We start from the raw sequence: 22,576 nt of genomic DNA, 5'->3' as shown, positions 1-22,576 counted from the left end.
CGCCTTCGCCGTCGCCCTCCCCCACTCCCCCGACCCCTCCCCCCCCCCCCCCCCCCCCCCCCCCTCCTCCCTCCCCCCCCCCCCCCCCCCCCCCCCCCCCCCCCCACCGGCGTCATTTCCGGGACCTTTTCTCAGGCGCGCAGGGCCGCGCGGAGCTCCGGCTCCAGGACGGCGGGACCCCGCGTCGCGAGGGCGGTCAGCGGATCGGCCGACGACAGACCGGACAGCAGCCGCTGCCCGGCCGGTGACGCCCACCGCGTGTGCGGATACACCTCGACCCGCCCGATCAGCAGGCAGAGCCCCGACCCCACCAGCGGCAGCACGAAGGCGGCGACGACCAGGGCCCGTTCCTCCGCGGGCACCAGGAGCGCCGCGACCGTCCCGAGCACCAGAGTCAGCAGGAACCCCGCCCGTACCGCCCGCACCCCGGCCGCGACCTCCCGGCGTCCCTCCTCGGACACGGCGAGCCCCCGCTCCACGAGTCCTTCCGCGAGGAGCCGTACGGACTCGGCGGCGGCGACCACCGGACGCACGGCGGGAATCGGCGACTGCCCGCCCGGCCCGATCGCACCGAGCACCGCCCGCTCAAGATCGTCCCCGCCGGAGGCGTCCACGACCGTCGCCCAGCCGGTGTGGGCGAGCAGCAGCCGCCGCGCCCGGTGCATCGACACCAGGGTCAGATCCGTCACCCGGAACGGCCCGCCGGCCAGGTAGGCCGCCTCGCACACGGTGAGCTCACCCGTACCTCCCCGCGTGGCGTGGGGGCCGGCGGCGGCGAGCGAGGCACGGCAGACCCGCGCACAGCCGACGCCGGCCACGACGTACGCCACGAGGAGGAGCGGAACCCAGACCATGTCCCGGTTCTACGGGACCACGGGCAGGCCCGCCACCCGAATGGCCGCTCAGCTGCTGGAGCTGGAACACGAGCTGGAACTCGAACTCGAACACGAGCTGGAACTCGAACACGAGCTGGAGCTTCCGCAGCTCGACCCGCCGCCGGAGCAGGAGCTGGAGGAACAGGACCCGGAGGAGCAGGACCCGGAGGAACAGGAGGAGGACGAGCAGGAACTCCCGCCTCCTCCGCCGCCTCCGCACGAGCTGTTGGTCGCGCACCACTCGGTCGCCACCCCGAGGGCGACGGCGTCCGAGGACGAGAAGTGCGAGGGCGAAGGTCGCCGTCCGCCGTGCCCGTTGCGCCGGGGCGGCCCGTAGAACCGGGCGGCGGTGACGAGCTGCTCCCGGAGCACCGGGTCCTGCACGGCCCGCAGCCCGTTCAGGGCCACGAGAAGGCCGGCGTCGGCGAGATGGCCGTGCTCCCTCCCGTACGAGAAGACCGCACGCCGGCCGGCCGACGTGACCTGCTTCGCGGTGATCGAGGCGCAGACGATCGCGGTGATCCCGGCCGCGAACAGCATCGGCAGCACCTTGATGACGAACGGGAGCCGGAATTCGGGGTCGGAGGCGAAGTCGAGCACCGTGAGGACGATCGACACCGGGAAGAGCGCGAACGCGGTCAGCCCGACGATGCCGCACCAGCGGCGCGTGGTCCGCCGCGTCGCCGGCTCGACCACCAGCTTGCGCGCCGCGAGGCCGTTGCCGATCTCCTGGACCGCCGGGTGCCGCATCACGCCGAGCCGCAGATGGTGCAGGGCACCGTGCGGGGCGGCCGCGAGCTCCTGGAGGACGGCGCGCTCCACCGGGTCGTTCGCGGTGGGGCGGACGACCGCGACGATGCCGGGCCCGCCGATCGCGATCCTGCCGTCCGCCTGGAGGGCGGCGAGGGCGGTGTCCACGACCCTGGCCGGGCCGCCGTTGAGGAAGGCGACCTCGTACCGGTCGTGGACGGGCCCGCCGGGACCGCTGCGCGTCCGGACGACCCGGGCGATGAGCAGGGCGATGGCGGCGGCGCCCGCGAGGTAGATGAGAACGACGAGGATGTTCACGGGGTCATCTCCGTACGAGGGCGTGGCGGGCGGCACGAACGAGCCGGGTGGCGCGGCCCGGCGGGCGACTGCCGGAACGGTCCTGCCACCACTCCGTCAGCTGCCGCCGCGCCGCCGGGTCCTCCGGGCGTCCCGCGAGCAGCAGGTGCTCGGCGAAGTCGAGCGCGTCCCGGCGGTAGCCGCCGGTCATGGGACGGGACCTGGCGTACGCGAGGAACGCGGGCCGGAAGTCCTTGCCGAGGATCTCCGGCAGCTCCGGCGCGACCTTCGCGACGACCCCGGCCCGCTTGGCCGCGAGGGCACGGGCCTGGACCCCGACACGGCGGGTGTCGAAGCCTTCGGGGACGGGGGTGCCGGCGACGAGGGCGGAGAGGAGGGAGGCCTGGGTGACGGCCAGGCGCTGGCGGGCGCCGTCCGCCGGTGCGGGGTCCGCGACGGGCGCCGCGACCGGCATCGGGCCGCCCGAGGCGCGGGCGCCTGCGCCGATCAGGAGCGGGGCCTGTCGGGGTGCGGGTATCCGGGGACGGGCGCCGTGCCGGTGGGCTGTGCCCACCCTCCCCCAGACTTCGTCCGGGGGGACCCCCATCGCCCCGGCGGGACGCATGCCCACAGTGGTCCGGATCGCCTTCAGTTCCGCCGCCAGCTCTTCCTCTGGCGGGAAGTCGTCGTCCCTCTCCAGCAGTACCCCCGGCGGGGATACGCGTGAGGCCAGGTCGCCGAGGATGTCGAGGACCGCCCCCGGCACCGGGTGTGCGTGGGTGTCGTGCCAGACGCCGTCCCGTTCGACGCCGCCCGCCACGTGCACGTACGCGATGGCCTCGACCGGCAGTTCGGACAGGGCCAGGGCCGGGTCCTCGCCCCGGTTGACGTGGTTGGTGTGCAGGTTGGCGACGTCGACGAGGAGCCGTACCCCCGTACGCTCCACCAGCTCCGCCAGGAACTGCCCCTCCGTCATCTCCTCGTCCGGCCAGGCGATCAGGGCCGCGATGTTCTCCAGGGCGAGCGGCACGGGCAGCGCGTCCTGCGCGATGCGCACGTTCTCGCAGAGCACGTCGAGCGCGTCCCGCGTCCGGGGCACCGGCAGCAGGTGGCCCGCTTCGAGCAGCGGGGTCGCGGTGAGCGGCCCCCCGGCCCGTACGAACGCGATGTGCTCCGTGACCAGCGGCGCCCCCAGGGCCAGCGCCTTCTCGCCGAGCGCCGCGAGCCGCGCCGGGTCCGGCCGGTCCGCGCCGCCGAGCCCGAGCGAGACGCCGTGCGGGACGACCGTCACGCCGCGCTCGCGCAGCCGGGTCAGCGAGTCGGGCAGGTGGTCCGCGCAGATGTTCTCCGCGACGACCTCCACCCAGTCGACTCCGGACAGCGCCTCCACCGCCTCCGCGATCTCGGGACGCCAGCCGATGCCGATGCCGAGTTCCGTCATGTCCCCCTCCTTCGGTCCTCAGTCACCCACCTTGATGACCCGGGTGGGAACGTTCGAACCCTGGGAGGGGGACGTTCAGAGCTTCATTTGAGGTTGCGGATCCGGAGTGCGCTCACTCGCCCAGGTCCAGGCGGTCGATCAGCCCGGCGTCGGTGAAGGCGGCGACCAGGTCGTCACGGCCCTCGGTGAAGTGCGCCCAGCTGTCGCAGTGGACGGGCACCACCCTGCGGGCGCCGAGGATCGTGGTGGCCTCGACGGCCAGTGCGCTGTCCAGCACGATGAGCGCGCCGCCGAAGAGCTGGGGGAAGCGCGGAGCTCCGGCGAACAGGATGGCGGTGTCCACCGGGCCGAACCGGTCGGCGATCTCCTTGACCGGGCCGAGCGAGGCGTTGTCGCCGCTGACGTAGACGGTGGGCAGGCCCTCCCCGGTCAGGACGAACCCGACGACCTGGCCGGTGACCGGCTCGACCTCCTTGCGGGTGCCGGGCCCGTGGAGGGCCGGGACGCCCGTGACGGTGACGGTGCCGCCGTCGGGGCGGTCCAGTTCGACCTGCTCCCAGTCGGACAGCCCCCTGGCCCCCGCGCCCAGGCGCTGTCCGCCGCCGGGCGTGGTCAGGGTGAGGGCGACGTCGGCGAGCAGCGCCCGGCCGGACTCGTCGAGGTTGTCGGGGTGTTCGTCGTGCGAGAGGAGGACCACGTCTATCCGGCCGAGGTCGGCCGGCGCGGCGGAGGCGGGCGCGGTCTTGGTCAGGAGGCCGCCCGGGACGGGGTAGTCGCGGGGTGCGTCGAAGGTGGGATCTGTCAGGAACCGCAGGCCGCCGTACTCGAAGAGCGCGGTGGGGCCGCCGAGGACACGGACGGGGAACTGCTCTGTGGGCATGCTGGTGTCGACCATCAGAACCTCACGAATAGGTGGTGGCGTATCCGTGAGGATCATAGAGGGCGACTCACGGATGGAGTCAACCCGTACCATGACAACCATGAGTGAGACCCCGACCGTCGACTCCGTGCTCCCGCCCGCGCCGGGAGCGGAGGACCACCTCGCCCTCGCCTTCGTCAACAGCGCCGTCGCGCTGGCGGGAGGGCACTTCGCCGACGCCCTCAGCACCCCCGGCGACGTGAACCGGTGGCTCACCGCACACGGACTCGCGCCGGCCGACGCCGGGGTGCAGGAGATGTGCGTGGCACAACTGCGCGCCCTGCGCGAACACATCAGGTCCTTGTTCGCCGCCCGCGTCGCCGGGGTGCCCGCCCCGCCCCCGGCGCTCTCCGCCGTCAACGAGGCGCTGAGCGGGGCTCCCGCGGCCGCCCTGCTGTACTGGGACGAGAAGAACGGCCCCTACCGTGCGGCACTCTGCCCCAGCGACGAGATCCTCGCCCGCGCGCTCGCGACGCTCGCGGCCGACGCGGCCGACCTTCTCACCGGTCCCGAAGCCGAGCGCCTCACCGCCTGCGGCTCCGCCCCCTGCAACCGCTACCTGTTGCGCCGCGGCCGCCGTCACTGGTGCTCCACCCGCTGCGGCGACCGCGCCCGCGCCGCCCGCGCCTACGCCCGCCGCACCCGACCGGGGACAGACTGAAGAACCCCGCACCGGATGCCGGTGCGGGGTTCGGGGAGCGGGGACGGCGGAGTCAGGCGAGCTTCGGGAACGCGGACACCACCGTGCACGAGCCCGGGGCGATCTCCGTGAAGCCCGCGTCGCGGACGACCGGCAGGCCGCTCGCCGTCAGGCGCGGCCAGTCCCCGGCCGCCGCCGTCCGGACCGCGAGCGGGAAGCCCGCCTCCTGCCAGGCCTTCCGGTCGGCCGCCGGCATCGCCCACCACAGCAGCTGCGCCCCGTGTCCGGCCTGGGCCATCGCCTTGCCGGCCGACATGTCGAGCTCCGGGTTGAGCCAGAGGACCGCCGCTCCCTCCGGTACGGGGCCGGGCGCGGCCGGGTCGTCGAGGTCGGTGCCCGAGACCTGGAGCTTGGCGAGGTCCTTGGGCCAGGCGTCCAGCGGGACGGGCGGGAAGACCCGTACCTCCGCCTCCGTGCCGTCGACGGTGATCCCCGGCAGCGTGCCGGCCCGGCGCCACTCCGCACCGCGCGCCCGGCGCACCACCTTGCGGATCCGGGCGTCCTGCCAGTCGGTGACGGCCTGGGCCCACTCGCCGTCGCCGAGGGAGCGGTCGTCGGTCAGGATCTCCAGGACGGCCCGCGCCGCGGTCTCCAGGGCGTCGGTACGGTTCGGGGGCGCGTCGCGCTCGATCCTGACGACCAGGGGGAGGACGAACTGGGGCTTCTCATCGCGGAGATCGGTCTCGTTGCTGCTCACCCGGCAAGTCTGCCACCGCGGTGAGGCCTGATTCTTGTGGGAATCATCGCTTCCGGGACAGGATGCCCCTCATGAAGAGTGATCTTTTTGCAGGCGAGCACCTTGCCGAGGCGGCGACGTTCCCGGGGATGACCCTCCAGAACGCCAAGTCGGTCAAGTACACCGTGAACGGGGAGATGCACGCCCGCCAGGGTTCGATGATCGCCTTCCGCGGCGACCTCCAGTTCGAGCGCAAGGGCCAGGGCATCGGCGGCCTTCTCAAGCGTGCCGTCACCGGTGAGGGCCTGGCGCTGATGGCCGTGCGCGGCCAGGGCGAGGCCTGGTTCGCGCACGAGGCGCAGAACTGCTTCATCGTCGAGATCGAGCAGGGCGAGGCCTTCACCGTCAACGGCCGCAACGTGCTCTGCTTCGACTCGACCCTCCACTACGACATCAGGACCGTGAAGGGCGCCGGCATGACCGGTGGCGGCCTCTTCAACTCCGTCTTCTCCGGTTACGGCAAGATCGCCCTGATGTGCGAGGGCAACCCGATCGTCATCCCGGTCACCCCCCAGGCCCCGGTGTACGTCGACACCGACGCCGTCGTCGGCTGGAGCGAGCAGCTCCACACCTCCCTGCACCGCTCGCAGTCCCTCGGCTCGATGATCCGCGGCGGCTCGGGCGAGGCGGTGCAGCTCAAGCTGGAGGGCCAGGGCTTCGTCGTCGTCCGGCCGAGCGAGCTCACCCCGCAGAAGACCGCGAATTGAGGCCCTCGCTTTGAGGCTGGAGCACGTCGGGCGGCGGCACGGCCTGCGCGGGCCGTGGGTGCTGCGGGGGGTCTCGCTCGACCTCCCCTCCGCCGCGCTCGTCCGGGTCGTCGGCACCAACGGCACCGGCAAGTCCACGCTCCTGCGGCTCCTGGCCGGCATCGACGCGCCCACCGAGGGCCGCGTCACCGGCCGCCCCGCCCGCACGGCGTACGTTCCCGAGCGCTTCCCGGTGGCCCTGCCCTTCACGGCCGTCGACTACCTGGTCCACCTCGGACGCGTCCAGGGCCTCGGCCGGGCGGCGGCACGGGCCCGCGCGGGGGAGTGGCTGGAGCGTTTCGGGGCCGGCACGCACGCGCGTACCAGTCTGGCGGAGCTCTCCAAGGGCACCAGCCAGAAGGTCGCCCTCGCCCAGGCCCTGCTGGCCGACCCGGCCCTCCTCGTCCTCGACGAGGCCTGGACGGGCCTCGACACCGGCGCCCGCGCCGAACTGGACACCGCCGTCCGCGAACGCCTCGCGGCGGGCGCGACGGTCGTCTTCGTCGACCACGACCCGCGCCGCCTGGAGGGGGAGTCGGCGGTGGTGTACGGGGTGGAGGCCGGTGGGGTACGAGAGGCGGTGCCGGAGCGCCCCGGGGCGACGGGCGTGGGGTTCCAGGGGGCCGGGCCTCCGGTGGCTGCGGGCGGTGGACTTCCGGCGACCGGGCCCGAGTCCGTGGCGACGGGCGGGGGGCTTCGGGAAGCCCGGTCCGGGCCCGGGACGCGGGCGGGCGGTCTTTTGAGGGGCGGGGCCGGGCCCGGTTCCGCCGCGCCCCTGCCGGGGGCCGCTCCCGTCGCCACCCGGGCCTGCGTCCGTATCGTCGCCTCCGGCGGACCGACGCTCCCCGGGCGGCTGCCCGGCGGTCCGGCGGTCGCGGTCGGCGACGGCGGCACCACCGTCCTCACCGTGGACGCGGCCCACTCCGACGCCCTCCTCGGCGCGCTGCTCGCCGCGTCCTGGCACATCCACCACCTCGGCACCGAAGGCGTACGGGTATGACGGCGCTGCTGCGCTACCAGTCGGGTCTGCTGCTCCGCTCCCAGCGCTGGCTGGCACCGCTGCTGCTGTACGCGGCCTTCATCGGCGTCGGCGTCCAGGCGGGCGAACCGGTGCTCGGCGCGCTCGGGTTCAGCGCGGCCGCCCTGCTCCCGGTGGCCGCCTGGTCGGTGCGGATCTGCCTCACGCAGGAGCCGCCCGCCGCCCGGAGCGTGGTCGCGGCGGCCGCCGGCCGGGGCCGCGCGCATCTCGCGGCGCTGCTCACCGGGGCCGCCTGGCCGGTCCTCGCCGGTACGGTCGCGGTCCTCGCGGTGACGGCGATCGGCGACCGGCGCGGGGTCGGCGGGCTCGCCGCCGCCTCCGCCGGGCTGCTCGCGGCCCTGGCCTGCGCGTTGACGGGAGCGGTCGTCGGCGCGCTGAGCTCCCGCCCCTTCCTCAGGGCCCCCGGGTGGTCCCTCGCCGCGCTCGTCTTCGGCTCCCTGCTCGCGCTCGTGACGACGGGCTCCCCGGCGAAGTACGCGATGACCGCCCTGGTCACCGGGGCCCGCACGGCGACCGCCGACCCGCCGTGGCTCGCCTGCGGCGGCGCGCTGCTCCTCGCGGCGGCGACGGCGGCGCTCGCGTGCCGGGCCACGGCGCGCCTGGAGTGAGGCGCGCGCCGGGTCAGCGGCCCATCAGCTCCGAGACCTTGACGAAGCGGTAGCCGCGGGCCCGCAGCTCGGGGACGATCCGGCGGATCGCCTGCTCGGTCACGGGGGCGGCGCTGCGGGTGCAGTGCATGACGACGAGCGAGCCGGGCTTCACGCCGTCGAGGACCTGCTCGGCGACGGGATCGGGGTCCTTGGCGAAGGCGTCGCCGCTGACGACGTCCCACTGGACGGCGGTGACCCCGGCGGGCGCGAGGGCGCGCAGGGCGGCGTCGTCGTAGCAGCCGCCGGGGAAGCGGAAGTACGGGACGACGTTGACGGCCCCGGCGTCCCGGAAGGCGTCGAAGGCGCGCTGCACGTCGGACGCCTGGTCGGGACCGGCGACGGTCGGCAGGCCGTAGCAGGGGGTCGCGAAGGCGTAGTGGCTGTAGGAGTGGTTGGCGATCTCGAAGCGCGGGTCGCCGCCGATGGACTTGGCCTGGTCGGGGTACTCCTCCGCCCAGCGGCCGGTCATGAACACGGTCGCGTCCACCTTGAGCCGGCGCAGGGTCGCGATGAGCTCGGGGTTGTCGAAGTGCTCGCCGCGCGCGGCCCGGGGGCCCTGATCGGCCGTCATGTCGGCGTCGAAGGTGAGCGCGACGACCTTCTCGGTGCTCTTCGCGCGGTGCGTGTAGACGGGCGTGAGGCCGCCCGGGCCGGGCGCCATGGTGGGCGGGGCGGCGGGGACGCGCGCGGGCTTCGGGCCGGGGGCGGCCGCGCTGGCCTTGGGCGAGGGGCTCGCGACGACGGCCGCCTTCGCCTTCGCCTTGGGCGCCGGGGCGTCGGGCGTGCCGGTGCCGCAGCCGACGAGAGCGGCGCCCAGGAGACCGAGCGCCGCCATTCTTCGTACAGAAGTGTTCACGATCGGAAGTTAACCGATCAAAGTGATGATCGGATGACGACTCGACGTGCACCCGCCGGATCGGCCTACGAAGCGAGGAGCCGCGCCCGGCACTCCTCCACGTCGAAGTCTCCCGGCGGGTACTGCGGATCCAGCGCCTCCAGGTGTTCGAGCAGCAGCTTGCTGATCGCCCAGTTGCGGTACCACTTGCGGTCCGCCGGGACCAGGTACCACGGGGCCTCGTCCGTCGAGCAGCGTTCGAGGGCCAGTTCGTACGCGTGCTGGTACGCCGGCCACAGGGCGCGCTCCTCGATGTCGCCCGGGTTGAACTTCCAGTGCTTGTCGGGGTTGTCCAGGCGTTCGAGGAGGCGGGCGCGCTGTTCCTCGTACGAGAGGTGGAGGAAGACCTTGACGACGGTCACCCCGTCGTCGGCGAGGGTCTTCTCGAAGCGGTTGATCTGGCCGTAGCGGCGGCCGAGCAGGCGCCGGGGGACCAGCTCCCGGACCCGGGCGATGAGGACGTCCTCGTAGTGCGAGCGGTCGAAGATGCCGATCTCGCCCGGCTGGGGGAGCGCGCGCATGATCCGCCACAGGAAGGGATGGTTCCGCTCCTCCTGCGTCGGCGCCTTGAAGGCGTGGATGCGGCAGCCCGACGGGTTGAAGAGGCCGATGACGTGCTTGACCGTGCCGCCCTTGCCGCTGGTGTCCATCCCCTGGAGGACGAGGAGCAGCCGCCGGCGGTCGCCGGCGGTACTCGCCGCGTACATCCGCTCCTGGAGCGCGGCCAGCCGCGGCCCGAGGTCGGCGGTGGCCGCGAGCCCCGCCGCCTTGTCGGCGGGGCCGGCCGGGGTCGCCCTCGCGTCGTACCCGGCGAGCTCGATCCTCTCCCCCTCGGGGACGCGCAGGACGTCACGCAGGACGGGCTCCGGAGCTCTCCTGCCGTGCTTCTTCGCCATCCGACGTCCCTTCCGTCGCGCCGCTCGACCTCTTCCGATCGATCCTGCGACGGAACACGCGCGCCCGCTAGCTCAGCTCAGCACCACGGACCCGTCACCGCGAACGTCGTGCCGGGGGTGTAGCAGTTGACGTACATCGTCCGGCCGTCCGGGGAGAAGGTGACGCCCGCGAACTCGCCCCACTCCGGGGCGTCCGGGGTCCCGATGTTCTGCGCGCCCCGCGCGACCGCGTACACCTCGCCGTCCGCGCTCAGCCCGAAGACGTGCTGCGCCCCGTTGCCGTCCTCGCAGACCATCAGGCCTCCGGTCGGTGCGAGGCAGATGTTGTCGGGGGACTCGCCGGGGAGCCGGACGTCGGTGTCCGGGCCGAAGACCACCACCAGGGTCAGCCTGCGCTTGTGCGGTTCGTACTTCCACACCTGGCCGAAGTGCGTGGCCGCCGAGCCGTCCTTGGCCCGGGCGAAGGAGGACACGAAGTAGACGGCCCGCCCGCCCCAGTAGCAGCCCTCCAGCTTCTGGGCGTGCGTGATGCCCCGGGGGCCGAAGTCCTGGTGCCGGATCGGGGTCGCGGTCGCCAGGGGGTCCGGTACGGGGACCCACTCGATGCGGTCGAAGCGGGTGCCGGTCTCCTGGATCACGGACAGGTCGGGTACGCCCGGTACCCGCATGGCCTCCAGGGTGCCGCCCGCGCGCAGCGAGCCCGTGCCGCCGAGCGGCTGTCGGGGGAGGAAGCGGTAGAAGAGGCCGAAGGGGTGCTCGAAGGCGTCCTCCGTCTCGTAGACGATGCCGTTCGAAGGGTCGACGGCGATGGCCTCGTGCTGGAAGCGGCCCATCGCGGTGAGCGGGACGGCTCCCGTGCGGTGCGGGTCGGCGCCGTCGACCTCGAAGATGAAGCCGTGGTCCTTGGTGTAGCCGTTGGTGCCGGCCCGGTCCTCGGTCTCCTCGCAGGTCAGCCAGGTGCTCCAGGGGGTCGGGCCGCCCGCGCAGTTGACGGCCGTGCCGGCGATGGCGACCCGTTCGCCGAGGACGTTGTTCCGGCCGTCGAGTTCCAGGACCGTACAGCCGCCCTTGGCGCCGGGGTCGTACGTGAGCCCGGGGACGGTGGGGACGGCGATCTTGCCGGTGACCCGGTTCTCGTGGTTGCGGACGAGGTGCACCCGGCCGCGGCGGCCGGCGAAGGCGCCCATGCCGTCGTGGTTGCTGGGGACGAGGCCCTCGCCGGAGCGGAGCGGGTCGCCCTGCCGGGACAGGACCCGGTAGCGGAAGCCGGCCGGGAGGTCGAGGAGACCGTCCGGGTCGGGTACGAGGGGGCCGTAGCCGGCCGTTCGGGGCGCGGCGCTCGCGCTGCCCGCGAAGAGTTCGGAGAGAGCGCCCGTGAAGGCGATCCCGGCGACGGACGCGCCGGTGCGGGAGAGGATCTGACGTCGCGTTGCGGACATGAGGCAACCCACTTTTCCTGTTGGCGGACAGGTGTGTGTGATGTGACGTGTGACCCGCATGTGTGTATCACGCACGGTGGTGGACCGTGAACCATGCGGGCCACAACTGCCTCGTGTGGCGCCCGTTCTGACCAGGCGTCAGGCCAGTTCGGCGGTGAGCGTGATCGTCGTGCCCGCCAGCGCCTGGCTGACCGGGCAGTTCTTCTTCGCGTCCTCCGCGAGCGCCTGGAACTCGTCCGCGTCCAGGCCCGAGACCGTGCCGCGCACGGTCAGGTGGATGCCGGTGATGCCCTCGCCCGGCTGGAACGTGACGTCGGCCTTCGTCTCCAGGCGCTCGGGCGCGTGGCCCGCCTTCGCCAGGCCGTTCGAGAAGGCCATCGAGAAGCAGGAGGAGTGCGCCGCGGCGATGAGCTCCTCGGGGCTCGTCTTCCCGTTGGGCTCCTCCGACCGGGCCGGCCAGGAGACCTCGTACGAGCCGAGACCGGAGGAGTCGAGGGTGACGACGCCGGAACCCTTGAGGAGGTCGCCCTGCCAGACGGTGTGGGCGTGACGCACGGTGGCCATGTGAATCCCTTTCGATCGGGTACGGCCCCCAAGCTACTGCGCCACGAGTCCCTTCGCGTCGCGGGCGAGCGCGGTGAGCCGGGAGATCGCCCGGAAGTACTTCTTGCGGTAGCCGCCGTTCAGCATCTCGTCGCTGAAGAGCTTGTCGAAGGGGAGACCGGAGGCGAGCACGGGTATCTCGCGGTCGTAGAGCCGGTCGGCGAGGACGACAAGGCGCAGCGCCGTGGACTGGTCCGGGACCGGCTGGACGTCGGTGAGGCAGACGGCGCCGAGGTCGTCGGTGAGGGCGCCGTACCGGCTCGGGTGAACCCTGGCCAGGTGTTCGAGCAGGTGCGGGAAGTCGTCGAGGGAGGCACCCGGCGTCGCGTACGCGGTCTGGGTGACGACCTGGTCGGAGTACGGGGACGGGGCCTCGGGCAGGCCGCGGTGGCGGTAGTCCTCGCCGTCGATCCGCAGCGGCATGAAGTGGGCGGAGAGGCCCTGGATCTCGCGGAGGAAGTCGGCGGCGGCGAAGCGGCCCTCGCCGAGCTTGCCCGGCAGCGTGTTCGAGGTGGCGGCGAGGGCGACGCCCGCTTCGACGAGCTTGCCGAGGAGGCTGGAGACGAGGACGGTGTCGCCCGGGTCGTCGAGCTCGAACTCGTCGATGCAGAGGAGACGGTGTCCGCTCAGCGTCTTCACGGTCTGCTGGAAGCCGAGCGCGCCGACCAGGTTGGTCAGCTCGACGAACGTGCCGAACGCCTTCAGCGCGGGCTCCGCGGGGGTCGCGTGCCACAGCGAGGCGAGCAGGTGGGTCTTGCCGACGCCGTACCCGCCGTCCAGGTAGACCCCGCGCGGGCCGCTCGGGGCGGCGGGCTTCTTCGCGAACCAGCGGCGCTTCCCGGCGCCGGTGGCGTGCGCCCCGCCGAGGCCCTCGGCGAAGGTGCTCAGCGCCTTGACGGCGTCCGTCTGGCTGGGCTGGTTCGGGTCGGGGAGGTACGTGTCGAAGCGGACGGAGTCGAAGCGCGGCGGCGGCACCATCTCCGCGACGAGGCGGTCGGCGGGGACGTGGGGCTCTCGGGAGCAGAGCGAGAGCGGGGCCGCTTCCGGAGAAGCCGCCGCTTCGGTGAGGGCACGGGTCGACACAGTTCCCCACTGTAAGCGCCGTGTCAGACTTCGATCATGCGCCAGCTCTTCCCTGTGACGGACATGACAGCCTCCAGCGCCGCCTCCGACCAGGAGTGGTCGCTCGACGCCCTCGCCGACGCCTACGCGTATCCGGAAGGAGACGGTCCGTGGCTGCGGGCCAACATGGTCTCCTCGCTCGACGGCGCCGGTCAGCACGAGGGGCGCTCCCAGCCGCTCTCCTCCGAGACCGACATGCGGATCTTCGGCATCCTGCGCGGGCTCGCCGATGTGGTCGTGGTGGGTGCGGAAACGGTACGCCTGGAGGGCTACCGCCCGGCCCGCGCACGCGAGGCGTTCACGGACCGCCGCGCCGCCGCCGGCCAGGGCCCGGCGCCCGTGATCGCCGTCGTCAGCGCCTCCCTGAACCTCGACTTCTCGCTGCCGCTCTTCACCGAGCCGCTGGTGCAGACCCTGATCCTCACGGGGGCCGCCGCGCCCGCCGAGCGGGTCGCGGCCGCCCGGGAGGCGGGCGCCGAGGTGCTGATCGCGGGCGACGGTGCCGGGGTGGACCCGGCCCGCGCGGTCGGGGTGCTCGCGGAGCGCGGGCTGCGCCGCCAGCTGACCGAGGGCGGGCCCCGGCTGCTCGGCCAGTTCGTGGGGGCGGGCGTCCTCGACGAGCTGTGCCTGACGATCTCGCCGACGATGACCGCGGGTGATGCCCAGCGCATCGCCGGGGGCCCCGCGGTGGCCGTCCCGACACGCTTCCGGCCCGCTTCCGTGCTGGAGCAGGACGGCTTCCTCTTCACCCGCTACCGTCGGATCTGACAATCGGCGGAATTTGCCGTTCCGCTTAGCGTCCGCTGGGCACACTTACTGTCGCAGACCCCGTGCGGGCACGGGGAAGGATGGTTTCCGCAGAAGGGCTCCTGAGGTGTTCACAAGCGTTCTGATGATCGAGAAGCCCCTCACGTCCGTCGACGTGGAATTCGTCACCACCCTGCACGGCGACGAGGGCGTGTCCTTCATCGTTCTCATGCAGCCGCGTGGTGACCAGGCCGATGTACTGCTGCGTGCCATCGACGACGTCGCCATGGGCGAACTGAAGGACGCCGCCCACGAGGGCGACGAACCGGAGGGCAAGGAGGCCAGGCCGCTGGCCGAGCAGGCCCTGGAGGTCTCGCTCCAGGCCCTGAGGAAGGCCGGCTGCGAGGCGGTCGGCCAGGTCGTCGAGGACCACCCGCTCGACAAGATGAGGGCGGTGGTCGACGAGTCGGCGGCGGACGAGGTGATCGTCCTCACCGCCCCGCACTACGTGGAGGAGTTCTTCCACCGCGACTGGGCCTCCCGGGCCCGCCACAAGGTCGGCGTCCCCGTCCTGAAGCTCTTCGCCCACAGCGAGTAGCGGGAAGGCCGGGTCCGCGCCCCGTGCAGGGGGCGCGGACCCGGCCGCTCCGTCCCCGCGGGCCCGGACCCGTCGACCACCGGGCCCCGTACGGAGCCACTAGGCTGGAGGCTTCCAGAACCACCACCCCGGGGAGAGATCCGCATGGCACCCGCCATTCCCGCCGCCATGGAACGGCCGCACTTCATCGGCATCGGCGGTGCCGGAATGTCGGGCATCGCGAAGATCCTCGCCCAGCGCGGCGCCAAGGTCGCCGGCAGCGACGCCAAGGACTCCGCGACCGCCGAGTCGCTGCGCGCCCTCGGCGCCACCGTGCACATCGGCCACGCCGCCGAGCACCTCGCCGACGACGCCTCCGCCGTCGTCGTCTCCAGCGCCATCCGCGCGGACAACCCCGAGCTGGCCCGCGCCGCCGAGCTCGGCATCCCCGTCGTCCACCGCTCCGACGCGCTCGCCTCCCTCATGGACGGCCTGCGCGCGATCGCCGTCGCCGGTACGCACGGCAAGACGACGACCACCTCCATGCTGGCCGTCGCCCTCACCGAGCTCGGCCTCGACCCCTCGTACGCGATCGGCGGCGACCTCCACGGTCCGGGTACGAACGCCCGGCACGGCGCCGGCGAGGTCTTCGTCGCCGAGGCCGACGAGAGCGACCGCAGCTTCCAGAAGTACGACCCCGAGGTCGCCATCGTCCTCAACGTCGAGCTGGACCACCACGCGAACTACGCCTCCATGGACGAGATCTACGAGTCCTTCGAGGCCTTCACCGCCAAGATCCGCCCCGGCGGCACCCTGGTCGTCGGCGAGCACGCGGGCGCCCGCGAGCTGGCCCGCCGCGTCGCGGACCGCGACGGCCTCTCCGTGATCACCGTCGGCGAGTCCGAGGACTCCGACGCCCGCATCCTGAAGATCGTGCCGAACGGCATGAAGAGCGAGGTGACGGTCCTCCTCGACGGCGCCGAGCACGCCTTCACCGTCTCCGTCCCCGGCCGCCACTACGCGCACAACGCCGCCGCGGCCCTCGCCGCCGGCGCCCGCGTCGGCATCGACCCGGCCGAGCTCGCCCAGGCCCTCACCGCCTACACCGGCGTCGGCCGCCGCCTCCAGCTCAAGGGCGAGGCCAAGGGCGTGCAGGTCATCGACTCGTACGCGCACCACCCCACCGAGATGACCGCCGACCTGGAGGCCATGCGCGGCGCCGCCGGGGCCTCCCGTCTCCTCGTCGTCTTCCAGCCGCACCTCTTCTCCCGCACCCAGGAGCTGGGCAAGGAGATGGGCGACGCGCTGGCCCTCGCGGACGCCTCCGTCGTCCTCGACGTCTACCCGGCCCGCGAGGACCCGATCCCGGGCGTCACCAGCGAGCTGATCATCACGGCGGCCCGCGCAGCCGGTGCCGACGTCACGCCCGTCCACGACAAGACCGCCGTCCCGGACGTCGTCGCGGGAATGGCCGGCCCCGGCGACCTCGTTCTCACGATGGGCGCGGGCGACGTCACGGACCTCGGTCCGCAGATCCTCGCCCGCCTGTCGAACTGAGGAGTGGGACAACGATGGCGTACGAGGTCGAGAAGCCGGACGAGGAGTGGCAGGCGCAGCTGAGCCCGGCGGAGTACCAGGTGCTCCGGCTGGCCGGCACGGAGCCCGCGTTCCGCGGTGAGTACACCGACACGAAGACGAAGGGCGTCTACTCCTGCCGCGCCTGCGGGGCGGAGCTCTTCACGTCGAACGAGAAGTTCGAGTCGCACTGCGGCTGGCCGTCCTTCTTCGATCCGAAGGACAGCGAGGCCGTCGAGCTCGTCGCGGACACCTCCCACGGCATGATCCGCACCGAGGTCCGCTGCGCCCGCTGCGGCTCCCACCTGGGCCATGTCTTCGAGGGCGAGGGCTACCCGACCCCGACGGACCAGCGCTACTGCATCAACTCGATCTCGCTGCGGCTCGAACCCACCGAGTAGTACGGGGCGGCGGCGGGCGCGAGGGGCTCAGCTCGGATGCGGTTCCGGGGTGAGCTCCTCGTGGCCGATGCGGGTGCCCGACTGGTAGACGGTCACCGCGCCGCCGCGGATGACGTAGCGGTACGGGCTGTTCGTCGCCTCGTACCCCCCGCTCGTCTTCACCGCCTTCATGGCGATGCCCGGTTCCCGCTGGTCGCTGAACTCGCCGAAGTAGAAGAGCTTCCCCGCGGCCGTCCGGCAGAGCGTGATCCGCTTGTTCTTCGTACGGAACGCCTCGACGAGCTCGGCTCCCTCACCGCCCGGGAGCTCGGCCGCGATGCGGGACGGGCAGGAGGCGGCGGTGCTGCTCGGCCGGGCCGTCGGCTCGGAGTCGTCCGGGCTCAGCGAGTCGAGCACCCCGGAGCAGCTGTTGGCGAGGAACCCGACAAGCAGGACGGCGCCCACGATGCCCAGACAGCCCATCCCACAGCCCTTCTCCTTCGGAGGCCGGCTCGGCGGCGTGTACACGGGGCGGGGCGCCGCGGGCCGCGGGGGCGGCGGGGCGGGCGGGGTGTACTCCGGGGTGTAGCCGCCCGTGCTCGGCGGCGGATAGAAGACGCCCGTCGGACGGGACCCGGTGGACCCCGCGCCCCCTGACGTGCCGGTGCGCGGCCGGGTCGGGGTGGTCGGAGTGGTCGGCGTGGTCCGGCGGGGCGTCGGCCGCTTCGGCGCGGGCTTGGGCGTGGGCTTGGGCGTGGCCTTCTTGGCGGGGGCCGGCTTGGGCGTGGCCTTCGGCGGCGTCGTCCCCGAGGACGACGAGCCGGACGAGGCCGGTTTCGGCGGGGTCCGCTTGGGCGTGGGGCGCTTGGCCGCGGGACGCGGGGGCGCGGCGGGCGGCGGCAGCTTCGTGCGGCGGTTCGAGCCGCAGGTCGTGCAGGCCCTGTGTTCCGCCCCGTTGTTGCTGTCGCAGTCCGCGCATCGCCAGTCGGCCGAGCCCGCCACGCCTGTCGTCCCTCTCTCTGCTGTCCGTGTCCTGTGTCAGTCTTCGTCGATGTCCGGGCGTGCCATCACGTAACGGAAGAGTTCCTCCGTACCCGGGCCCACCGGGTTGACGATCCAGCGGGGTCCTTCGCGTACCCGCGCCAGGACCGCCCTGTCCGAGGTAGGGGTCGGCGTACCGACCGCGGTCGCGACCGGGGCCGCGGGGCCCGCCGGAGGCGCGGGTGACGGCGTGGGCCGGGGTGAGGGCGCGGGCCCGGGGGAGGCCGTGGGCCCGGGCGCGCGGACCGGGCCGCCGTGCCCCCCCGGCGCGGACGCCGGGCGGTCCGGAATGGAATGCTCGGACCAGAGCAGGGCGACGAAGCGCCGGGCGTCCTCAAGGCGGCTCGGGGGGACCTCCGTGCGCAGCGCGAGCGCCGACTCGGCCGGCGCGCCGTCCAGGAAGCGGAACTCGAACACCAGTCGCTCGCCCTCCCGGCCGTCCGACGGGTGCAGCGAGGCCGACACGCAGCGCGCCGTCTCGACCTCGAAGACGCCCCCGCCGGGCCAGGAGAACTCCAGGCCCGCGGGGTTCGCCACCACGCGGAAGCCCTCCCAGGCCAGGATCGTCACAGGCTGTTCGCGATCGTCTCGATGATCTCGTCCATCTCGAACTCCTCCAGGCCCTCGCCCGCCTTGGAGGCGAAGTGCAGGGTGAGGTCCCACTCCTCGGCGATCGGGTCGGACCAGGGGGTCTCCTCCGGGGCGAAGAGGACGAGGCGCTTGGCGGACTGCTCCATCACCGAGGTCTGGCTCCGCTCGTACCCCCACTGCTCGAACAGGTCGTCGAGGCTGCGCGGGATGTGCCGGGGGTAGGTGTGCGTGTCGGCGCCGACCGTGCCGAGGGCGTGGGCGGGAGCGTCGGTGAACATCACGATCACGTGGCGGCGCCGGTCGAGGCCCGTCTCCCAGGGGGAGCTGATCGCCAGGGCGAGGGCTTCGAGGCCGGACTCCGGGATGTCGCCGCCGCCCGTCGCGTCGATGGCGGCGACGAACTGCTCGAACTCCCGGGCCTGGTCCGGGAGCCGGAGGAAGTCGGTCTCCTCGATGGCGCTGTCCGGGTCGTCGCCGAAGTCGCGGAACGCGATGACCTTCAGCCGCAGCTGGCTGATGGACTTGCCCTTCTTCGCCATCACGTCGTCGAGGCGCTGGTGGAACTGGAGGGCGCTCGACTTCACCGCGTCGAGGACGGGGTACATGCTGCCGGTCGCGTCGATGCAGAGGGCGATGTCGACGGCGTACTGCAGATTGCCCTGGTACTGCCCGCGGGCGTCGGTCATGAGTGGTTCTCCTCAGTCAGGGGTGTCAGGGGGTACCGGGGGGTGTCAGGCGGCGTCAGGGTGTTCGGCGGTCGCCGCCGCGACCGCCGAGGTTGATGCGGACACGGGACACACCGGGTGCGGGTGCGGGCTCCGCAGCAGGAGCAGGAGCAGGAGCAGGGGCAGGGGCAGGGGCAGGGGCCGGTGCGGGCGCCGGGGCGGCCTCGGCGGGCCGCGGGGTGGGGTCCGGCCGCTCCCTCCGCGAACCGGAACTCTTCCGTACACGGCTGACCCGCGACGTGGGCGAGGAGCTCGGGGCGGCCGGAGCGGCGCCGCCCGGCGCCGTGCTGCCCGGCCTGCGGTGCTGGAGCGTGCACACGCCGGAGTCGGCGAGCGTCTCCAGGAAGACGCCCACACCGGGGCGCAGGCGTGGATCGGCGGCCGTCATCCGGCGCAGCAGGCCGAGCAGCTCGTCGGAGAGCCGCGGGTCGAACCGCAGTTCCTCCCCGGCGTTCACCGCCTCCGCGGGGGAGTCGAACCGGGCGTCGTACGAGGGAAGTTCACCCGTCATGTACTCATGGGTCATCAGCCCGAGCGCGAAGACGTCGACGGCGCAGGTGAGGTCCTTCGGCGCCACCGTCCCGTCGCCCTTCTGGTACCGGAGCCACTCGGGCGCGCCGTACGCGGAGTCGCCGGGGAGCGCTGTCGGCGGGTTGCCGGACTCGTAGGAGTCGTCGAAGTCGATGAGCTTCGCGACGTGGAACGCGGCCCCCTCCCGCTTCTGGATCAGGACGTTCAGCGGCTTGAGGTCGCCGTGCACGATGCCGAAGTCGTGCAGCATCTTCAGGCTGGTGCCCAGGGTCTTGAGCAGGACCGCCTTCTGGTTCGGCTCAAGACCCTGCGGCCTGTCCAGGCTGGTGGTGTCGATGCGCTCCGTGACCTTGTAGTACGTGCTGCCCTCGTGGAAGAAGTCCGTGGCGGCCACGATGTTGCCGCCCCCGAGCCGGTCCGCACGCAGCCGCTTCATGATCGTGCGGTGCCGCTCCTCGAACTCCTTGGCGACGGCGCGGCGGATCCGGACGCTCCTGGAGTCCTCCGCGTCGTCGCGCGGACGCTTCGGTTCGAGGAACCGCTTGACGAAGTACTGCTCCCCGCCCTTCTCCGCGAAGGCCCAGATGCACTTGCCCCCGTTGAGGTTGGTCGGATCGGTGACGATGCGGTATCCCGCGATCGTGTCACCCTTCTTCATCGGCGCTCCTCGGATGCGGACGGCAGATGGGTCTCGTAGCCGGTGCGGTACGCCTGCCAGCTGTCGTCCTGCCAGGCGCGGACACGGGCGTGGGCGTCCCGCGGGTCCTCCGCTGCCGCGCCCGCCGCTCCCTCGTCGCCGGGGCGGCCGGGGGCGCGGTCGAGGACGGCCGGACGGTGCCGCCGGAGGCTTTCGGTCAGCTCCCGGTAGCGTCGCTCGAAGGACGCGCGCAGCTCGCCGAAGTCGCCGTGGCCGAGGGCGACCAGCGCGAGCGAGGCGTCGTCCCCCGTGTACCGCTGCACCGAGCGGCGCAGCAGGTCGGCCCATTCGGACTCGTTGCCCGCCTCTCCGAGGGTGCGCAGCAGCAGGTGCTCGAAGTCGGCGGGCGTGTCGACGTAGCCGAAGTACCCGTCGGTCGCGGCGACGAGCACGCACGGCATCCCGAAGGAGGCGAGGTGCTGGGTGTCGACGGTGAACTCCCGGTCCGCGCAGATCACGTTGGTCATGGGCGGATCGGTCCGCAGCAGCTCCAGGGCGTCGCTCTCGCGGGTGTGGTCCCGGGTGAGGACCTGCAGTCCGTCCGTCGCCGTGAGCACGTACGCGCGCGAGTCGCCCGCCCACAGCGGGCGCAACTCGACCGCCCAGTCCTCCGTGCGGACCCGGTAGTGGACGGCCGCCAGGGTCGTGGGCAGCTGGCGGCGCATGGTGCCGCCGATCTTGCTGCGCCGCTGCGGGGCCTTGGCCAGGAACCAGGACACGTACTCGTGGAGGCTCTCCGGGCCGAGCGGCTCGTTGTCGTCGGCGACCTCGCGGAACCAGCAGTCCGTGGCGAGCCGGGCGACGCGGGCGCCGACCCAGGCCCCGGTGTGCCAGACGCCGTCCGCGTCCTGCCAGACGGGGGCCGCGCCCGCGCCGCCGGAGCCGTCGAAGACGGCGACCAGGCCCTGGTGCGTGTCCCAGTGGTGGACGACGAACGGCTCGGCGTCCTCGCCGTGGCCGGAGACCCGCTCGGTCCACACCGAGAGCGCCTGCACTCCCCGCGTGGCGCCGTCGGTCGCCCAGATCGCCTGGGGCGGCGGCGTCGGCCGCTCGGGCGGCGCCACCGGTACGAGGGCGTCCGCGGCGCCCGTCGGAGGTGCCGGAACCGACGGGCCCGTCTCGCCCGTCGGGGCCGACGGCTGCGGCGGGGCGGCGGACACCGGCCCTGCCGGGGGCGGCGGCGGTCCGGGCGGCGCCATCGGCGGGGGCGGCCCGGGAGGCCCCGGCGGCGGCGGTGGTCCCGGCGGCCCGACAGGCGGCTTCCCGGTCCCGTGCGGGTGGGGGGAGACGGCGTGCCGTGCCCTGCGCTCGTGGTCGGCCATCAGCGCTCCTCGTCCCGCTTCGTGGTGTCCCGCTTCGTCGTGCCCCGCACCCGGCTCACCCGCGGCGCGGACGGGTCCGCCGGAGCGTCGGCCGGTCGTGCCGCCGGCGGCACGTACCCGGGGGAGTCGCCGCCCTCGGGCAGCGGCTCGTCCTTCGGCGGCCCGGAACGCGGTCCCGCGGACGAGCCGGGGCCGCCGCCCCGTACGCCGTACCCGTCCCGTCCGCCGTCCGCCGCGCGTCCCGAGACCCGACTGGTGCCGTGCCCCTCCGCCCGACCACCGCCGTACCCCTCGGCGGGGCCGTCCGCGTCCCGTGCGTATCCCGTGCTCTCCCTCCGTACGGCCTCGCCCCGCAGTGCTCCGCGGCCGGGCTCCTCGGGGTCCGGCGCCGGGGCGGGGTCGAGGGCGCGGGTGAGGGAGCCGCGGAGCCTGCCGCGGCGGGCGGCGCCGTCGAAGAGGCCGTCGCTCTCGCGCAGCACCTCCTCCAGGACGGTGCGCTCCAGCTCGGCCTGTTCGAAGGGTTCCCGGTCCGCGTCGCCGCGCTCCAGGACGAGCCGCATGATCTCGCGCTTCACCTCGCGCTTCTCGGCCTCGTTCTTCTCGATCCAGGTGAGCGCGGCCCGGGGCCCCTCCTTCTCCATGATCTCGGCGATCAGACCGTCGAGGCCCTCCTCGCGGATCATGTCCAGATGGCGTCCGCGCCGCATGCCGGCGAGCCGGGTCTCCCGTACGACGTCCCGGAACGCGCGCCCGCTGGTCGCGATCTCCTCCTCGTCGACGAGGAGTTCGACCTGCACGTTCCGCAGCCGGATCGCGTCGTCGCCGGCGAATCCGGCCATGGTCCCGTTCAACGCCCGCTCGGCCTGGTGGAACTCCGCGATGTCGTAGTCCCGCGCGACCTCGCGGAGCGTCCTGCGGAGGGCCCCGAAGAGGGCCGCGCTCATGTCCCGGATGCCCCGGGCCACGACCTGGACCGGGTCGGCGACCCGGCAGACCAGGTCGACCCGGCTGCGGAAGGAGAACGTGGGGTCGCGGCTGAGCAGCGGAATGTCCAGGACCAGCCGGTGCTCGGTCATGTCGACCGTGAACATGCCGTTGTACGCCCCGAAGCGCGACGACGGGATCTCCTCGCCGCTGCGGATCGTGAGCGCCGGGCCGCTCTCCCTCACCAGGACGATCGCGCGCCCCGGCTCCGGGGGCCGTACCGGCTTCGTCAGCCGCCACTTGGGCAGCTCCTCGAAGGACAGCACCGGGTCGTAGGTCTGCTCTCCCACGGTTTCCT

General features: G+C 73.4%; 24 protein-coding genes. 8 read left to right on the top strand and 16 right to left on the bottom strand.

What is annotated here, in order from left to right; all coding sequences use genetic code 11:
• Nucleotides 1–131 precede the first annotated feature (131 nt).
• From ACZ7HT_RS20155 to ACZ7HT_RS20140, 4 genes are all read right to left on the bottom strand, one after another.
• Complete coding sequence (locus ACZ7HT_RS20155; protein WP_471167432.1) at nt 132–854, bottom strand: TIGR04222 domain-containing membrane protein; 723 nt, start codon at nt 852–854, stop codon at nt 132–134.
• A 48-nt stretch (nt 855–902) separates the two neighbouring features.
• Nucleotides 903–1,943 (bottom strand): TIGR04222 domain-containing membrane protein, encoded by a 1,041-nt coding sequence (locus ACZ7HT_RS20150; RefSeq protein ID WP_471167430.1) that lies wholly within the window; start codon nt 1,941–1,943, stop codon nt 903–905.
• Between the two features lie 4 nt (nt 1,944–1,947).
• Entirely contained in the window at nt 1,948–3,363 is a 1,416-nt protein-coding gene (locus tag ACZ7HT_RS20145) for an MbnB/TglH/ChrH family RiPP precursor modification enzyme (protein WP_471167428.1), read from the bottom strand.
• A gap of 112 nt (nt 3,364–3,475) precedes the next feature.
• Nucleotides 3,476–4,258, bottom strand: a complete 783-nt coding sequence (locus ACZ7HT_RS20140; protein ID WP_471167425.1) for an MBL fold metallo-hydrolase — start codon at nt 4,256–4,258, stop codon at nt 3,476–3,478.
• 85 nt (nt 4,259–4,343) lie between these two features.
• On the opposite strand from ACZ7HT_RS20140, the gene ACZ7HT_RS20135 reads away from it, so the two are divergent.
• Nucleotides 4,344–4,943 (top strand): CGNR zinc finger domain-containing protein, encoded by a 600-nt coding sequence (locus tag ACZ7HT_RS20135; RefSeq protein WP_471167422.1) that lies wholly within the window; start codon nt 4,344–4,346, stop codon nt 4,941–4,943.
• A 52-nt stretch (nt 4,944–4,995) separates the two neighbouring features.
• On the opposite strand, the gene ACZ7HT_RS20130 is transcribed toward ACZ7HT_RS20135, so the two are convergent.
• The gene (locus tag ACZ7HT_RS20130; RefSeq protein WP_471167419.1) at nt 4,996–5,679 is read right to left on the bottom strand and encodes a peptidyl-tRNA hydrolase; all 684 of its coding nucleotides are present in this window, start codon (nt 5,677–5,679) and stop codon (nt 4,996–4,998) included.
• Nucleotides 5,680–5,750: 71 nt separating this feature from the next.
• Between ACZ7HT_RS20130 and ACZ7HT_RS20125 the strand changes: the two genes are divergently transcribed.
• From ACZ7HT_RS20125 to ACZ7HT_RS20115, 3 genes are read left to right on the top strand one after another with little or no spacing between them, the layout of a single operon-like run.
• Nucleotides 5,751–6,425 carry an AIM24 family protein gene (locus ACZ7HT_RS20125; protein ID WP_471167416.1) on the top strand — a complete coding sequence of 225 codons (675 nt, stop codon included), beginning with the start codon at nt 5,751–5,753 and terminating at the stop codon, nt 6,423–6,425.
• A 10-nt stretch (nt 6,426–6,435) separates the two neighbouring features.
• Entirely contained in the window at nt 6,436–7,464 is a 1,029-nt protein-coding gene (locus tag ACZ7HT_RS20120; RefSeq protein ID WP_471167413.1) for an ABC transporter ATP-binding protein, read from the top strand.
• Nucleotides 7,461–8,111, top strand: a complete 651-nt coding sequence (locus ACZ7HT_RS20115) for an ABC transporter (protein ID WP_471167410.1) — start codon at nt 7,461–7,463, stop codon at nt 8,109–8,111. Before ACZ7HT_RS20120 ends, ACZ7HT_RS20115 begins: the two co-directional genes overlap by 4 nt.
• Before the next feature lie 13 nt (nt 8,112–8,124).
• Here the strand turns inward: ACZ7HT_RS20115 and ACZ7HT_RS20110 are convergent, their stop codons facing one another.
• The 5 genes from ACZ7HT_RS20110 to zapE all read right to left on the bottom strand — a co-directional run bounded on the left by ACZ7HT_RS20110 (nt 8,125) and on the right by zapE (nt 13,069).
• Nucleotides 8,125–8,988 carry a polysaccharide deacetylase family protein gene (locus ACZ7HT_RS20110; protein ID WP_471167716.1) on the bottom strand — a complete coding sequence of 288 codons (864 nt, stop codon included), beginning with the start codon at nt 8,986–8,988 and terminating at the stop codon, nt 8,125–8,127.
• Between the two features lie 86 nt (nt 8,989–9,074).
• Nucleotides 9,075–9,944 (bottom strand): polyphosphate kinase 2 family protein, encoded by an 870-nt coding sequence (locus tag ACZ7HT_RS20105; protein ID WP_471167407.1) that lies wholly within the window; start codon nt 9,942–9,944, stop codon nt 9,075–9,077.
• 77 nt (nt 9,945–10,021) lie between these two features.
• Nucleotides 10,022–11,383, bottom strand: coding sequence for an alkaline phosphatase PhoX (locus ACZ7HT_RS20100; protein ID WP_471167405.1), 1,362 nt, complete (start codon nt 11,381–11,383; stop codon nt 10,022–10,024).
• A gap of 138 nt (nt 11,384–11,521) precedes the next feature.
• Nucleotides 11,522–11,947, bottom strand: coding sequence for an OsmC family protein (locus ACZ7HT_RS20095; protein WP_471167403.1), 426 nt, complete (start codon nt 11,945–11,947; stop codon nt 11,522–11,524).
• Between the two features lie 33 nt (nt 11,948–11,980).
• Entirely contained in the window at nt 11,981–13,069 is a 1,089-nt protein-coding gene (zapE, locus tag ACZ7HT_RS20090) for a cell division protein ZapE (protein ID WP_471167400.1), read from the bottom strand.
• A gap of 36 nt (nt 13,070–13,105) precedes the next feature.
• Here zapE and ACZ7HT_RS20085 point away from each other — a divergent pair, with 36 nt between their 5' ends.
• The 4 genes from ACZ7HT_RS20085 to msrB all read left to right on the top strand — a co-directional run bounded on the left by ACZ7HT_RS20085 (nt 13,106) and on the right by msrB (nt 16,408).
• Nucleotides 13,106–13,876: a pyrimidine reductase family protein gene (locus ACZ7HT_RS20085; protein WP_471167398.1), complete on the top strand. Its 771-nt coding sequence runs from the start codon at nt 13,106–13,108 to the stop codon at nt 13,874–13,876.
• Between the two features lie 106 nt (nt 13,877–13,982).
• The gene (locus ACZ7HT_RS20080) at nt 13,983–14,453 is read left to right on the top strand and encodes an indole-3-glycerol phosphate synthase (protein ID WP_471167397.1); all 471 of its coding nucleotides are present in this window, start codon (nt 13,983–13,985) and stop codon (nt 14,451–14,453) included.
• Between the two features lie 144 nt (nt 14,454–14,597).
• The gene (gene murC, locus ACZ7HT_RS20075) at nt 14,598–15,989 is read left to right on the top strand and encodes a UDP-N-acetylmuramate--L-alanine ligase (RefSeq protein WP_471167395.1); all 1,392 of its coding nucleotides are present in this window, start codon (nt 14,598–14,600) and stop codon (nt 15,987–15,989) included.
• A 14-nt stretch (nt 15,990–16,003) separates the two neighbouring features.
• The gene (gene msrB, locus ACZ7HT_RS20070; protein WP_471167392.1) at nt 16,004–16,408 is read left to right on the top strand and encodes a peptide-methionine (R)-S-oxide reductase MsrB; all 405 of its coding nucleotides are present in this window, start codon (nt 16,004–16,006) and stop codon (nt 16,406–16,408) included.
• A gap of 27 nt (nt 16,409–16,435) precedes the next feature.
• Here msrB and ACZ7HT_RS20065 read toward each other — a convergent pair whose 3' ends face one another.
• From ACZ7HT_RS20065 to ACZ7HT_RS20040, 6 genes are read right to left on the bottom strand one after another with little or no spacing between them, the layout of a single operon-like run.
• Nucleotides 16,436–17,389 (bottom strand): hypothetical protein, encoded by a 954-nt coding sequence (locus ACZ7HT_RS20065; protein WP_471167389.1) that lies wholly within the window; start codon nt 17,387–17,389, stop codon nt 16,436–16,438.
• 36 nt (nt 17,390–17,425) lie between these two features.
• Nucleotides 17,426–17,998: a hypothetical protein gene (locus tag ACZ7HT_RS20060; RefSeq protein ID WP_471167386.1), complete on the bottom strand. Its 573-nt coding sequence runs from the start codon at nt 17,996–17,998 to the stop codon at nt 17,426–17,428.
• Complete coding sequence (locus ACZ7HT_RS20055) at nt 17,995–18,705, bottom strand: vWA domain-containing protein (protein ID WP_471167384.1); 711 nt, start codon at nt 18,703–18,705, stop codon at nt 17,995–17,997. The genes ACZ7HT_RS20060 and ACZ7HT_RS20055 overlap by 4 nt, the downstream gene beginning before the upstream one ends.
• Nucleotides 18,706–18,760: 55 nt before the next feature.
• Nucleotides 18,761–19,933, bottom strand: coding sequence for a protein kinase domain-containing protein (locus ACZ7HT_RS20050; protein WP_471167381.1), 1,173 nt, complete (start codon nt 19,931–19,933; stop codon nt 18,761–18,763).
• Nucleotides 19,930–21,294: a serine/threonine protein phosphatase gene (locus tag ACZ7HT_RS20045; RefSeq protein ID WP_471167378.1), complete on the bottom strand. Its 1,365-nt coding sequence runs from the start codon at nt 21,292–21,294 to the stop codon at nt 19,930–19,932. The genes ACZ7HT_RS20050 and ACZ7HT_RS20045 overlap by 4 nt, the downstream gene beginning before the upstream one ends.
• Nucleotides 21,294–22,568 carry a hypothetical protein gene (locus ACZ7HT_RS20040; protein ID WP_471167375.1) on the bottom strand — a complete coding sequence of 425 codons (1,275 nt, stop codon included), beginning with the start codon at nt 22,566–22,568 and terminating at the stop codon, nt 21,294–21,296. The genes ACZ7HT_RS20045 and ACZ7HT_RS20040 overlap by 1 nt, the downstream gene beginning before the upstream one ends.
• Nucleotides 22,569–22,576 lie beyond the last annotated feature (8 nt).

It is taken from the genome of Streptomyces sp. NPDC037410 (genome assembly GCF_055602235.1).
This window is presented reverse-complemented; position numbering and strand designations above follow the sequence as displayed.

Excerpts from the sequence above, each read along its gene's own strand:
- ACZ7HT_RS20110 (WP_471167716.1), bottom strand. The coding sequence starts at position 8,988 with ATGGCGGCGCTCGGTCTCCTGGGCGCCGCTCTCGTCGGCTGCGGCACC.
- murC (WP_471167395.1), top strand. The coding sequence starts at position 14,598 with ATGGCACCCGCCATTCCCGCCGCCATGGAACGGCCGCACTTCATCGGC.
- ACZ7HT_RS20050 (WP_471167381.1), bottom strand. The coding sequence starts at position 19,933 with ATGAAGAAGGGTGACACGATCGCGGGATACCGCATCGTCACCGATCCG.
- msrB (WP_471167392.1), top strand. The coding sequence starts at position 16,004 with ATGGCGTACGAGGTCGAGAAGCCGGACGAGGAGTGGCAGGCGCAGCTG.
- ACZ7HT_RS20155 (WP_471167432.1), bottom strand. The coding sequence starts at position 854 with ATGGTCTGGGTTCCGCTCCTCCTCGTGGCGTACGTCGTGGCCGGCGTC.
- ACZ7HT_RS20095 (WP_471167403.1), bottom strand. The coding sequence starts at position 11,947 with ATGGCCACCGTGCGTCACGCCCACACCGTCTGGCAGGGCGACCTCCTC.
- ACZ7HT_RS20045 (WP_471167378.1), bottom strand. The coding sequence starts at position 21,294 with ATGGCCGACCACGAGCGCAGGGCACGGCACGCCGTCTCCCCCCACCCG.
- ACZ7HT_RS20125 (WP_471167416.1), top strand. The coding sequence starts at position 5,751 with ATGAAGAGTGATCTTTTTGCAGGCGAGCACCTTGCCGAGGCGGCGACG.
- ACZ7HT_RS20140 (WP_471167425.1), bottom strand. The coding sequence starts at position 4,258 with ATGGTCGACACCAGCATGCCCACAGAGCAGTTCCCCGTCCGTGTCCTC.
- ACZ7HT_RS20085 (WP_471167398.1), top strand. The coding sequence starts at position 13,106 with ATGCGCCAGCTCTTCCCTGTGACGGACATGACAGCCTCCAGCGCCGCC.
- ACZ7HT_RS20145 (WP_471167428.1), bottom strand. The coding sequence starts at position 3,363 with ATGACGGAACTCGGCATCGGCATCGGCTGGCGTCCCGAGATCGCGGAG.
- ACZ7HT_RS20115 (WP_471167410.1), top strand. The coding sequence starts at position 7,461 with ATGACGGCGCTGCTGCGCTACCAGTCGGGTCTGCTGCTCCGCTCCCAG.
- ACZ7HT_RS20055 (WP_471167384.1), bottom strand. The coding sequence starts at position 18,705 with ATGACCGACGCCCGCGGGCAGTACCAGGGCAATCTGCAGTACGCCGTC.
- ACZ7HT_RS20100 (WP_471167405.1), bottom strand. The coding sequence starts at position 11,383 with ATGTCCGCAACGCGACGTCAGATCCTCTCCCGCACCGGCGCGTCCGTC.
- ACZ7HT_RS20135 (WP_471167422.1), top strand. The coding sequence starts at position 4,344 with ATGAGTGAGACCCCGACCGTCGACTCCGTGCTCCCGCCCGCGCCGGGA.
- ACZ7HT_RS20105 (WP_471167407.1), bottom strand. The coding sequence starts at position 9,944 with ATGGCGAAGAAGCACGGCAGGAGAGCTCCGGAGCCCGTCCTGCGTGAC.